The organism is Streptosporangium sandarakinum (assembly GCF_050942225.1).
Taxonomy (GTDB): domain Bacteria; phylum Actinomycetota; class Actinomycetes; order Streptosporangiales; family Streptosporangiaceae; genus Streptosporangium; species Streptosporangium nondiastaticum.
Map to the genome: position 1 here is coordinate 1662937 of NZ_CP192034.1, position 12311 is coordinate 1675247.

Below are 12311 nucleotides of genomic sequence, written 5' to 3' on the forward strand. Positions count from 1 at the left end.
GACCGGCCGGATGCGGGCATAAACTCTGCAAGGTGAGCACGAAGATTCTCCCTGAGAGCGACGTCCGGCCGAATCTCTCGCACGGTGACGGCGACCACGAGCGGTTCGCCCACTACGTCGAGAAGAACAAGATCATGGAGAGCGCGCTGAGCGGCACCCCCGTGCGCGCGCTATGCGGCAAGGTCTGGGTGCCCAACCGCGACCCGCAGAAGTTCCCGGTCTGCCCCGAGTGCAAGGAGATCTACGAGGGCCTCCCCAAGGGCGAGGACTCCGGCGGCGAGTGAGTGTTGCTCGCGGCTGATCGCCGCGGCTCAGGCTAAGGTCGGATGTCGCCCGGCGGCGAACGACCGGCCGGGGTGACCTGTCGGGGGAGTGCATGGCTCGGCGCGCGATCGCCGTTCTCGTGATGTGCGTGTCGGCGGCGGGCTCCGCTCCCGGCGTGCCGTCGCGGCCGTCCGCGGTGGCCGGCCCGGCCCGGTGCGCCGAGACCGCGGGGGCTCCGATCCCCGGCCCGCCGGCCGTACGGGCGTCGCTCTCCGGCGCGCGGGCCGAGGCCGCGTGGGCGCGGGCGCCGTACCCCGGCGTGCGGGCGCCGCTCCCCGGCGCGCCCGCCGGGCCGAACGGCTCCGGACGGGTCCAGGCCGAGGAGATGCTGGCCGACCTGCGGGCACGCCAGGCGAGGCTGCCGCGCCCGGCGGGCCTGAGCTGGACCCCCGTCACGGTGCCCGTCTGGGCGCACGTCATCACCGCCGGTTCCCTCGGCGCGCCCGACGACGCGGTGCGCGCCCAGGTCGCCACGCTCAACGCCGCCTACGGCGGCCGGTACGGCGGGGCCGACACCGGGATCAGGTTCCGCCTCGACGGCCTGACCCGCGTCGACGACCCCGTGCTGTTCCGCGACCCCCTGGGCCGCCCGGAGACGCTGGAGCGGATGCGCCGGGGCGGTCAGGAGACCCTCAACCTCTACGTCGCCCAGCTCGGCCGGCTGGTGCTGGGCTACTCGACCTATCCCTACTGGTACGCCGGCGACCCCGCGGGCGACGGCGTGGTCCTCGACTGGCGCACCCTGCCGGGCGGGTCGCTGCGCAACTTCGGCCGCGGCTTCACCGGGGTCCACGAGATCGGCCACTGGCTCGGGCTGCTGCACACCTTCGAGAACGGCTGCCTGCCGCTGGGCGACACCATCGACGACACCCCGTCCGAGGGACTGCCCACCCAGGGTTGCCCGGTGCACAAGGACACCTGCGCCGGCGACGGCGCGGACCCGGTGCACAACTTCATGGACTACGCCCACGACCGGTGCATGTCGGGGTTCACCGAGGGCCAGGCGACCAGGATGCAGGAGATGTGGACGGCCTACCGGCAGGCGCCGCCCACGGAGCCGGGACCTGAGACGCCGCGCGAATAGACGCGGCCACCGGGCCCAGACCGGGCACGGCGTACCGGCGGACGCCGCTCGCGGAGCCGGACACTACCCTTGTCAGGTGACAGTACCGAAGACGGTTGAGACTCCGTACGAACCCCCTCGTATCTTCGGCCCCGAACACCGCACCGCCTCACTCGGCATCCTCCTCGTCGTCACGCTCATCGCGTTCGAGGGCATGTCCGTCGGCGCGGTCATGCCGGCCGTCTCCGCAGACCTCCACGCGCTCGACCTGTACGGCATGAGCTTCTCCGCCTTCCTCATCGCCGGCCTGTTCGCCAACGTCGTCGCGGGGTTGTGGTCCGACCGGCGGGGGCACGCGGCGCCGTTCCTCCTCGGAGTCGGCCTGTTCGTGGTGGGCATGGCCCTGGCCGGCGCGGCCGGCTCCAAGGAGCTGTTCATCGTGGCCCGCGCCGTACAGGGCATGGGCGGCGGCGCGACCATCGTGGCGACGTACGTGATGATCGCCCGGGTCTACCCCCCGGTGGTCCGGCCCAAGGTGTTCGCCGCGCTGTCGGCGGCCTGGGTGCTGCCCGCGCTGATCGGGCCGAGCGTCGGCGGCGTCATCGCCGAGTTGTTCGGCTGGCGCTGGGTCTTCTACGGCATCGTGCCGCTGGTGCTCCCCGCCATGCTGATGCTGCTGCCCGCGCTGCGCACCGGCGGGGGGCCGGCGCCCGTGCCCGCCACCGGCCCCCGCTCCCGGCCGCTGGCGATGACCCTGTCGGCGGCGGCCACCGCCGTCGGCGCCGGCGTGCTGCTGTACGGCGTGGACCGCCTGCACACCGCCCCGATCGCCGGCGGCGTCGCCGCCGTCGCGGGTCTGGCCGGGCTGGCCGCGGGCCTGCCCCGGCTGCTGCCCGCGGGAGCGCTGCGGTTCGGCCGCGGCCTGCCCACCACGATCATGATGCGCGGCCTGCTGTCCTCGGCGTTCTTCGGGGTCAACTCCTTCATCCCGCTGGCGCTCACCTCGGTGCGCGGCTTCAACGTCACCGAGGCCGGGATCGCCCTCACCACCGGCGCGCTGGGCTGGTCCACCGGCTCCTACCTGCAGAGCCGCCGAGACTACGACCGCGCACTGCTGGTGCGGATCGCCTCCGCCGCGGTCACCGTCGGCATCCTGCTGACCCTGCTGTCCCTGGTGCCGGGCGTCACCGGCTGGATCGACGTGCCCGCGTGGATCATCGCCGGGTTCGGCATGGGCATCGGCACCGCGAGCATCAACGTCACCGCGATGCGCCAGTCCCCCGACGAGGAGCAGGGGGCGAACTCCGCCGCCCTCCAGGTCGTCGACACCCTGGGCAGCGCGCTCATGATCGGTTTCGGCGGCGTCCTGATCAACCTGATCGGCCACGACGACATCCGCACCGGATACACCATGATCGTCGTCCTGACGGCGGCCGTGGCGCTGTTCGGCACGATCATCGCCACCCGCATGCGCGAGCCCGCCTCCTGACCGCGACGGTCCCTCTCAGGGGCCGTCGCCCGCCCGTGGCTCCTCCCGGCGGGCCCTCGCGCCGATGACTCTTGCCGGCACACGTCCGGCCCGCCGTGCGGACCACCGTCCGGGTCACGCGGGCATCCGGAGAGGCCGCGAAAGAGCGCGGCGGTTCCTGATCGGTCTATGGCCTGATCGCCGTCCGGAAGGCATGGTAGGACGGGGATGACCGTGACCACCGGAGGGAGTCGTCGTGGGCGAACGGCCTCGCCGGGCGTCGCAGCCGGAGGAGTCCGGCGGACGCCCGCACCCCCCGGAGGAACCCGGAGGGCCTTCGCAGCCCGCGGAGCCCCCCCGCCCCCGGCTCGGGCTGGGGGCGCCCCGCGACTTCGAGGAGTTCTGGACGCCGGACGACCACGACCCCCCGGGATTCCGGGGGTTCCGGATGTTCCGGGGGTTACGGGGCTCTCGCGACGCCCGGGATTCCCGATCGTCCCGGGAAGCCGAAGGTCCCGGAGATCCCGGAGGTCCCGGAAGTCCCGGAGGCGACAGCCGGGTGTGGCCGCCCGAGGAGCGCGGGCGACGAGGCCAGCACCGTGCCCAGCCCGCCGAGGACGTCCGGTTCGCCGGGGAGCGGGCTCGGATCGCCGAGGAGCCCGCGCCTCCGCCCCCGCCCGCCAGGCCCCGCCGGGCGCGGCACGCGGGCATGCCGAAGGAGGAGGACCTCCCCGCCCCGGCCCGCCGGTACGGCGGGCTCGCCGGGGTGCCGAAGGAGGACGACCTGCCCCCTCGGCCCGCTGGTACGGCGCGCCCGCGGCCCCCGCCCCCGCCCGTGTCTCCGGCCCGCTGCGCCGCGTCCTGCTCGGGCTGCTGGCCGTACTGGTCGCCGGCGGGGCCGTCGCGTGGGGGGCCGCACTCCTGCTGCGGACCCTGCCGTCGTCCTCGGGACCCGCCGCGGTGAGCGACCCCGCCGCGGGCGTGCGCTACCCGCTGCCCGAGGGCTGGCGGACGGGCGGGCCGCCGCCGGTCACCGGGTTCACCTCCGTGGCCGGCCGGGACGGGCTGGTGACGGTGCTGACCAGGCCGGCCGATCCGGTGACCGACGCGCGCAAGGAGACGGTCCGGCTCGCCGACCTGTACGGCAGGCTGCTGCTGCACGGCGACGAGGTGAAGGTCGTCGAGGACCGGGAGGTCACCGTGGGCGGGCGGACGGGCTACAACCGCACCCTCCGGGCGGAGTACCGCGACGTGGTCAACCGTCCGGCCTACCTGCGTGTGGTGTTCCTCACGGGCCAGACGGGGCCGTCGGTGGTCGTGCTCGCCGCCGCCCAGCCGGACGACCCCCGGACGCGCGCCGAACTCGACACGGTGGTGGCCGGAATCCGCTAGGGGGCGGCACCGTACGGTGTCCGGAGTCCTTTAGCACCCGGAGGCGATATTGGCGAGCATCTCACCGGATCGGCACGTCCTGTCGGCGACTCAGATTACGCTGGGGACACTGTGAGCACTTCCGCCGCATCCCACCTGTCCCCCTCGTACCCCGACCGCGCAGCCTGGGGCACCGCGCCGAAGCTCCGTGCCTGGCAGCAGGAGGCGTTCGACCTCTACTGCCGCCGCGCGCCGCGCGACTTCCTCGCGGTCGCCACGCCCGGCGCCGGCAAGACCACCTTCGCGCTGCGCATCGCGAGCGACCTGCTGTCACGGGGGATCGTCCGGGCTGTGACGATCGTCACACCCACCGAGCACCTCAAGAGGCAGTGGGCGGACGCCGCGGGCAGGGTCGGCATCCCCATCGACCCCGAGTTCAAGAACAGCCAGGGCGCGACCTCGCGCGACTACATCGGGGTGGCCGTCACCTACGCCCAGGTCTCGATGCACCCGGCGCTGCACCGCGCGCGCACCGAGGCCCGCAAGACCCTCGTCATCTTCGACGAGATCCACCACGCGGGCGACGCGAAGTCCTGGGGCGACGGCGTGCGCGAGGCGTTCGAGCCGGCCGCGCGCCGCCTGGCGCTGACCGGCACGCCGTTCCGGTCCGACGTCAACCCCATCCCGTTCGTCACCTACGCCGAGGACGGCGAGGGCGTCCGGCGCAGCCTCTCCGACTACTCCTACGGCTACGGCCCGGCGCTGGCCGACGGCGTGGTCCGGCCGGTGATCTTCCTCGCCTACGCCGGCGAGATGCGCTGGCGGACCCGCGCCGGCGACGAGATCGCCGCGACGCTCGGCACCCCGCTCACCAAGGACCAGCTCGGCCAGGCGTGGAAGGCCGCGCTCGACCCCAAGGGCGACTGGATCCGGCAGGTGCTCCAAGCGGCCGACCGGCGGCTGACCGAGGTGCGCCGGGGCGTCCCCGACGCGGGCGGCCTGGTCATCGCCACCGACCACGAGACGGCCCGCGCCTACGCCCGGCACATCCGCTCGATCACCGGCGAGGGCGCCACGGTCGTGCTGTCCGACGACCCCGACGCGTCCAAGAAGATCAAGCTGTTCTCCGTCTCGCAGGACCGCTGGCTGGTCGCGGTCCGGATGGTCTCCGAGGGCGTCGACATCCCCCGCCTGGCGGTCGGGGTGTACGCCACCAGCACCTCGACCCCGCTGTTCTTCGCCCAGGCCGTCGGCCGTTTCGTCCGGGCGAGAAAGCGGGGGGAGACCGCGTCGGTGTTCCTGCCCTCGGTGCCCACGCTGATGGGCCTGGCCGGGGAGATGGAGGCCGAGCGCGACCACGTCCTCGACCGCAAGCCGGCGGAGGAGGGGCTCGACGACTTCCTCCTGGAGGACGCGCAGCGCAAGAAGGACAACCCCGACGTCCTCGGCGACGAGCTGCCGTTCGAGACCCTGGAGGCGGTCGCCACCTTCGACCGGGTGCTGTTCGACGGCGGTGAGTTCGGCACCGGCGCCGAGCCCGGCTCGCCCGAGGAGGAGGACTTCCTCGGCCTGCCCGGCCTGCTGGAGCCCGACCAGGTGCGGACCCTGCTGAGCAAGCGCCAGTCCGACCAGCTCAGGGCCAAGCGCAAGGAGCCCGAGCCCAAGGAGACGGAGCTCGCCCCGCACGAGCGGATCGCCGAGCTGCGGCGTGAGCTCAACGGCCTGGTGGGGGCGTGGAACCACCGCACCGGCCAGCCGCACGGCGTCATCCACGCCGAGCTGCGCCGGGCCTGCGGCGGCCCGGCCATCGCGCAGGCCACTGCCGAGCAGGTCCAGGAGCGGATCGACCGGATCCGTCAGTGGGCCACCCAGCGCCGCTGACCCGCCGGCCCGGTGCTCGTCCCCGGAGTCCCCGGCATCCCCGGTGCGGGCTCGCCCTGACCCCGGACCGGCCGTTCCCGGCTCGGGTCCGTCCGGCCTCGGACTGATCGTTCCCGGCTCAGGTCCGCTCGACCTCGGCGGTCAGGCCCGGTCGAGGGCGATGAGGAGGCCGCTGCGGCCGTCCACCGTCCGGAGGCCGCCCCGGACCGGCGGCGTCAGGCGCGCCCGCACGGAGGCGACGCCGTCCGACACGGTCACCGGGACGGTCCGGGCGAGGGCCGGGCGGTGCTCCATGGCGCCCCCGGCGCCGTCGGCGCCCGCGTGCAGCCAGATCCGCACCTCACGGCCCTCCCGGCGCAGCAGCACGGTGGCGGTGCGGCACTCGTCCGCCAAGGCCGGCCAGAACAGCCGCAGCGCACGCGGCTCACCCGCGCGGCGGACCAGCGCCGCGCGCTCCGGCACGACGGGCCGGGCGGCACAGGGCACGGCGGAACGCGCCGGGGCGGTCGTCCCCGAGCGGGCCGCCGCGTTTCCGTGCCCGGCGACGGCTCCGGGCCCGGCCGTGCCCGGGGCGATCGCGTGCCCGGCCGCGGCCACGGCCACGGTGTCCCGGGGCCCGGTCATCCCCGGGCCGCCGCCGCTGACCCAGACGGTGGCCGCCTCCAGCCCGGCCAGCGCGAGCACCGCCCCGGCTCGGGCCGAGCCCCGGCCGCGCACCAGCAGCCACAGGGACAGGGGGGCCAGGACCAGCCAGGAGACACCGAGCAGCAGCATGGGCGGACACCACCATGAGATCGAAGAGCGCTTGCGCTCTCCGTGATACTCCTGCCGCGGTCGGCGGTGTCCGCCTTGGACGTTCCGTGACCGTCCTTTACGAACGGATCACCGGCCGCACCCGATCAGGCGCGGACCACCGGCTCGCCGCTGAGCACGACCCCCGCGGCGCGCAGCCGGGCCAGCGCCGCGTCGGTGGTCGGCCGGGCCACCCCCGCGGTCAGGTCGAGCAGCACCCGTACGGCCAGGCCGCCCGCCGCCGCGTCCAGCGCCGTGGCGCGCACGCAGTGGTCGGTGGCGATGCCGACCACGTCCACCGAGTCCACGCCGCGGTCGGCGAGCCAGCGGCCCAGGGGGGTGCCGTCGGGCGCCGCGCCCTCGAAGCCGCTGTAGGCGGCGGCGTGGGCGCCCTTGCTGAACACCTCCTCGGCCAGGGAGTCGTCGAGCGCCGGGTGGAACTCCGCCCCCGGCGTCCCGGCCACGCAGTGCGCGGGCCAGGAGTCGACGTAGTCGGGTTCGGCGGCGAAGTGGGGGCCGGGGTCCACATGGAAGTCACGGGTGGCCACCACGTGGTCGTAGCGGTGGGCGGCGGCGTGCCGCGAGATGGCGGCGGCCACCTCCGCCCCTCCGCTCACCGCCAGGCTGCCGCCCTCGCAGAAGTCGTTCTGGACATCGACGATGATCAGTGCATTCGTCACGAAGCTAGTCAAACACGGTCGCAAGCGCGGCGTCGCCCCGGGAAAGATGATGGGCGGCCGCGGGCAGCTCGGCCATGACCTCGCGGTGCCAGGCGCGTGACGCCTCCAGGCTCTCCCGGCCGACGACCTCACCGCCGCGCACCAGCGGGACCTGGAGCGGCCGGGCGCCGGAGGGCTCCAGCCCGGAGGTGACGACCAGCTCGGCGTCCGCCGTACCGGACGCGTCGAGCCGCCGGAAGGCGCACTTGCGGCCCCCGCGGCTGGGCTTGCCCACCGACCGCTTCGCCACCGGCGCGAGGACCCCGGAGGCGTCCTCGCGGGCGACGAGCTTGTACACCATCGCGGCCGTCGGCACCCCCGAGCCGGTGACCAGGGAGGTCCCGACGCCGTAGCCGTCCACCGGGGCCGAGGCCAGCGCCGCGATGGCGTACTCGTCGAGGTCGCTGGTGACGATGATCCGGGTCTTGTGCGCGCCCAGCGCGTCGAGCTGCTCGCGCACCTCCGTCGCGATCTCGCACAGGTCGCCGGAGTCGAGCCGCACCGCCCCCAGCTCGGGACCGGCCAGCTCCACGCCGGTCCGCACCGCCTCGGCGACGTCGTAGGTGTCCACCAGCAGCGTGGTGCCCGCGCCGAGCGAGGCGATCTGCGCCTGGAAGGCGCCCCGCTCGGAGTCGTGGAGCAGTGTGAACGCGTGGGCCGCGGTCCCGGCGGTCGGCACGCCGTACAGGTGGCCGGCCATCAGGTTGGAGGTGGAGGAGAAGCCGCTGAGGTAGGCGGCGCGCGCGGCGGCGACCGCGGACATCTCGTGGGTACGGCGCGAGCCCATCTCGATGATGGGCCGCCCGGCCGCGGCGCGGACCATCCGGGCGGCGGCGGTGGCGATCGCGCTGTCGTGGTTGAGGATCGACAGGATCACCGTCTCCAGCAGCACGGCCTCGGCGAACGTGCCCTCGACGGTCACGATGGGGGAGCCGGGGAAGTAGCACTCGCCCTCGCGGTAGCCGTACAGGTCGCCGGAGAAGCGGTAGCCGGCCAGGAAGTCGAGGGTCGGCTCGTCCACCACCTGGTTGTCACGGAGGAACGCGAGCTCCTCGTCACCGAACCGGAAGTCCTCCACCGCGTCGAGCACCCGGCCGATCCCGGCGACCACGCCGTACCGCCGTCCGCCGGGCAGCTGCCGGGCGAAGACCTCGAACACCGCGCGGCGGGACGCCGCCCCGCTGCGCAGCGCCGCCTGCAACATCGTCAGCTCGTAGTGGTCGGTCAGCAACGCACTGCTCGTGGAAGTACTCACGATTCGAAGACTATGGGGGCGGTAGGGCAGACTGTTCCTGTGGGTGGCATCGCTCCGATGGAGGTCGAGCGTCCGGAGTCGGACGTCCGGCCCGACCTGCCATGGGTGACCGTCGTCTGGAACGACCCGGTCAACCTCATGTCCTACGTCACGTACGTCTTCCAGACCGTCTTCGGCTACTCACGGGAGAAGGCCGAGAAGCTCATGCTCGACGTGCATCAGAAGGGCAGGGCCGTGGTCTCCAGCGGCACCCGCGAGGAGATGGAGCGCGACGCGCAGATCATGCACTCCTACGGCCTGTGGGCCACGGTGCAGCACGACTCGTGAGCCGCGCCGCGTGGAGGTCCTCCGGGGCCGGGTTCTCCCGGTGACCCGTCGCGGGGCCGGCGGCGGCGGACGACGGCAGGCGAGTGAGGGCAGGCGAGTGAAGGTGGTGGGCGGCCGGTGAGTTCGGGGTTCAAACGGGGACGCGAGGGCGGGGTGATCGCCGTCTTCGAGGACGCCGAGGTCTCGATCCTGCGCTCGCTCGCGGCCCAGATCCTCGACCTGATCGAACCGGCGCAGACCGGCGACGACCCCCTGGAGCGCGCCCTCGGCATCGGACCCTCCGGCCCGGCCGAGCCGCCCGGCGACCCGGTGCTGGCCCGGCTGTTCCCCTCGGCGTACGAGGACGACGGGGAGGCCGCCGAGTTCCGCCGCTACACCGAGGCGACCCTGCGCGACGGCAAGCGGGCCGACGCGCAGGCCGTGCTCGACAGCGCCGCGCCGGGCCGGGTCGACCTCACCCGCGAGCAGGCCCACTCGTGGCTGCGCGCCCTGAACGACGTACGGCTGGCACTCGGCACCCGCCTGGAGGTGACCGAGGACGTCCACGAGGAGTTCGCCGGGCTCACCGAGGACGACCCCCGGTATCCGGCGTACGTCACCTACGACTGGCTGACCTACCTGCAGGACACCCTGGTCCGCGCCCTCTGACGCGCCGCGGGTCCTCCTTTCGAACCTGGGGCCCGTCCCGGGTGTCCTGGGTCCCTTGCCGCGGCGCCTCCCGGGCTTCGGCCCACCCGGGCAGGTCCGGGGTGTCCCGGGCTCCCTCCCCAGGTCACGACACGGCTCTTCCCGGGCGCTCTGGTACCTTCCAGGCATGCTCACGATCTCGCGGGAACTGGTTGACAAGATCATCGCCCACGCCCGGGCCGACCACCCGGACGAGGCGTGCGGGGTGGTCGCCGGTCCGGCCGGTTCTGACACTCCCGAGCGGTTCGTCCCGATGGAGAACGCCGAGCGGTCGCCCACCTTCTACCGCTTCGACTCGATGGAGCAGTTCCGCGTCTGGCGGGAGATGGACGACCGCGACGAGGAGCCGGTGATCATCTACCACTCCCACACCTCGACCGAGGCGTACCCCTCGCGCACCGACATCAGCTACGCCTCCGAGCCCGGCGCCCACTACGTGCTGGTCTCCACCCGTGAGGAACTGGGGGAGGACGCGGAGTTCCGCTCCTACCGGATCATCGAGGGCGTGGTGGAGGAGGAAGAGGTGAAGATCATCCCGGCGTGACCCGCGCCGCACGTGTGCCCGCCGTACGGGCGCGATTTCGCTCGCGCGAGCCGCGGACCGGCCGTCGGGCTCCAGCGCCGCGGGGTGCCCTTGCCCGGAGCGCGGATCGACGCTCACCGGTGGACACCGGCATAGGGCGTAATCATCCTTTTCGGTAAACTGACCACGCCGACCATCGACCCGAGCCAGGAGGACCGACATGCTGTCACGTCCCCGCGCGCGGGCCCGGCATGAGGGCCTGGCGCCCGTGCAGACCTACCTCTTCGCGCACACTCCCACCGTCGTCGTCTACGACTGTCGCTGAGTCGCGGCTTCTCGAAGCCCTCCCCGAAACCCTTCCCGGAATCCCCCCGTGCCCGCCGGTGTTCTGATCCGGAGGGCGGCACTCTCATGACGACACAAGGAGATTGACCCGCGATGGCCATCGAGGTTCGCATTCCGACCATCCTGCGCACCTACACCGACGGCGCCAAAGCCGTCGACGCCAAGGGCGCGACGCTTGAGGAGCTGATCGGCGACCTGGAGACCCGGCACCCCGGGCTGCGGGACCGCCTGGTCGACAAGGGCGCGCTGCGCCGCTTCGTGAACGTCTACCTCAACGACGAGGACGTCCGCTTCCTGGGAGGCCTGGAGACCCCGGTCTCCGACGGCGACACCGTCACCGTGCTGCCCGCCGTGGCCGGCGGCGCCCGCTAGGCCCTGCCTCGTGGGTCCTCGCCGCAGCGGGGATCCACACGGCCCTCCGCCGTCACCGGCCCTCCGGCGGGCCGGTGACGCGCCACTCTCCAGGTCCCGTCGCGCCGCCGAGGCCGGCCGGCGCCGGGACGCCACGAAGGATGACGCGGAAGCCACACCATGCGCTTTGACTCACTGATCGACTCGGTCGGCCGCACCCCGATGGTCGGCCTGCCCCGGCTGTCCCCCTCGGAGGACGTGCGGGTCTGGGCCAAGCTGGAGGACCGCAACCCGACCGGTTCGATCAAGGACCGTCCGGCGCTGTGGATGATCGAGCAGGCCGAGAAGGACGGGCTGCTCAAGCCCGGCTGCACGATCCTGGAGCCCACCAGCGGCAACACCGGCATCTCGCTGGCCATGTCGGCCAAGCTCAAGGGCTACCGGCTGATCTGCGTGATGCCGGAGAACACCTCCGAGGAGCGCCGCCAGCTCCTGCGCATGTGGGGCGCGGAGATCATCTCCTCCCCGGCGGCCGGCGGCTCCAACGAGGCGGTCCGGGTGGCCAAGGGCCTGGCCGCCGAGCACCCCGACTGGGTGATGCTCTACCAGTACGGCAACCCGGCCAACTGGCGTTCCCACTACGAGACGACCGGCCCGGAGATCCTCGCCGACCTGCCGACCGTCACCCACTTCGTCGCGGGCCTGGGCACCACCGGCACCCTCATGGGCGTCGGCCGCTTCCTGCGCGAGCGCGTCCCCGACATCAGGATCGTCGCCGCCGAGCCCCGCTACGGCGAGCTGGTGTACGGCCTGCGCAACGTCGACGAGGGCTTCATCCCCGAGCTGTACGACCCCGAGGTGCTGACCACCCGCTTCTCGGTCTCCTCCGGCGACGCGCTGCGCCGTACCAGGGAGCTGCTGGCCACCGAGGGCATCTTCGCCGGGGTCTCCACCGGCGCCGCCCTGCACGCCGCGCTCGGCATGGCGGCCAAGGCCGTCAAGGCGGGGGAGCGGGCCGACATCGTGTTCGTGGTGGCCGACGGCGGCTGGAAGTACCTGTCCACCGGCGCTTACGAGGGCACCCTCGACGAGGCCGAGGAACGCCTGGAGGGCCAGCTCTGGGCCTGACGCACTTTCTGTTTCCGTACGGCAACGGAAAGTGTGCGTGAGTTGGCTGGAGCGGGGTACCATCGGGGTGCCGCCCC

General features: G+C 73.4%; 13 protein-coding genes. 10 read left to right on the forward strand and 3 right to left on the reverse strand.

Annotated elements, in window-relative coordinates:
- The first annotated feature begins 32 nt into the window (after positions 1–32).
- From ACQP10_RS07870 to ACQP10_RS07890, 5 genes are all read left to right on the forward strand, one after another.
- Positions 33–284, forward strand: a complete 252-nt coding sequence (locus ACQP10_RS07870) for a DUF3039 domain-containing protein (protein WP_346022096.1) — start codon at positions 33–35, stop codon at positions 282–284.
- Positions 285–376: 92 nt separating this feature from the next.
- Positions 377–1408: a M43 family zinc metalloprotease gene (locus ACQP10_RS07875; protein WP_433541119.1), complete on the forward strand. Its 1032-nt coding sequence runs from the start codon at positions 377–379 to the stop codon at positions 1406–1408.
- A 76-nt stretch (positions 1409–1484) separates the two neighbouring features.
- Positions 1485–2876, forward strand: a complete 1392-nt coding sequence (locus ACQP10_RS07880) for an MFS transporter (protein WP_433541120.1) — start codon at positions 1485–1487, stop codon at positions 2874–2876.
- Positions 2877–3815: 939 nt separating this feature from the next.
- Positions 3816–4247: a hypothetical protein gene (locus ACQP10_RS07885; protein WP_433541121.1), complete on the forward strand. Its 432-nt coding sequence runs from the start codon at positions 3816–3818 to the stop codon at positions 4245–4247.
- Positions 4248–4358: 111 nt separating this feature from the next.
- Positions 4359–6107 carry a DEAD/DEAH box helicase gene (locus ACQP10_RS07890; RefSeq protein ID WP_346022100.1) on the forward strand — a complete coding sequence of 583 codons (1749 nt, stop codon included), beginning with the start codon at positions 4359–4361 and terminating at the stop codon, positions 6105–6107.
- A gap of 141 nt (positions 6108–6248) precedes the next feature.
- Here the strand turns inward: ACQP10_RS07890 and ACQP10_RS07895 are convergent, their stop codons facing one another.
- The 3 genes from ACQP10_RS07895 to ACQP10_RS07905 all read right to left on the reverse strand — a co-directional run bounded on the left by ACQP10_RS07895 (position 6249) and on the right by ACQP10_RS07905 (position 8873).
- The gene (locus ACQP10_RS07895) at positions 6249–6881 is read right to left on the reverse strand and encodes a hypothetical protein (protein WP_399499851.1); all 633 of its coding nucleotides are present in this window, start codon (positions 6879–6881) and stop codon (positions 6249–6251) included.
- Between the two features lie 125 nt (positions 6882–7006).
- On the reverse strand, positions 7007–7579 hold the full coding sequence (locus ACQP10_RS07900) for an isochorismatase family protein (RefSeq protein ID WP_179819182.1): 573 nt from the start codon (positions 7577–7579) through the stop codon (positions 7007–7009).
- A gap of 4 nt (positions 7580–7583) precedes the next feature.
- Complete coding sequence (locus ACQP10_RS07905; RefSeq protein ID WP_399499850.1) at positions 7584–8873, reverse strand: nicotinate phosphoribosyltransferase; 1290 nt, start codon at positions 8871–8873, stop codon at positions 7584–7586.
- 57 nt (positions 8874–8930) lie between these two features.
- Here ACQP10_RS07905 and clpS point away from each other — a divergent pair, with 57 nt between their 5' ends.
- The 5 genes from clpS to ACQP10_RS07930 all read left to right on the forward strand — a co-directional run bounded on the left by clpS (position 8931) and on the right by ACQP10_RS07930 (position 12234).
- Complete coding sequence (gene clpS / locus ACQP10_RS07910) at positions 8931–9200, forward strand: ATP-dependent Clp protease adapter ClpS (RefSeq protein WP_246424236.1); 270 nt, start codon at positions 8931–8933, stop codon at positions 9198–9200.
- A 117-nt stretch (positions 9201–9317) separates the two neighbouring features.
- A complete protein-coding gene (locus ACQP10_RS07915) occupies positions 9318–9848 on the forward strand; it encodes a DUF2017 domain-containing protein (protein ID WP_346022103.1) in 531 nt (176 codons plus the stop codon).
- A 166-nt stretch (positions 9849–10014) separates the two neighbouring features.
- Complete coding sequence (locus tag ACQP10_RS07920; RefSeq protein WP_346022104.1) at positions 10015–10431, forward strand: M67 family metallopeptidase; 417 nt, start codon at positions 10015–10017, stop codon at positions 10429–10431.
- 417 nt (positions 10432–10848) lie between these two features.
- Positions 10849–11127 (forward strand): MoaD/ThiS family protein, encoded by a 279-nt coding sequence (locus ACQP10_RS07925; protein WP_179819177.1) that lies wholly within the window; start codon positions 10849–10851, stop codon positions 11125–11127.
- Between the two features lie 159 nt (positions 11128–11286).
- Positions 11287–12234, forward strand: a complete 948-nt coding sequence (locus ACQP10_RS07930; RefSeq protein WP_179819176.1) for a PLP-dependent cysteine synthase family protein — start codon at positions 11287–11289, stop codon at positions 12232–12234.
- Positions 12235–12311 lie beyond the last annotated feature (77 nt).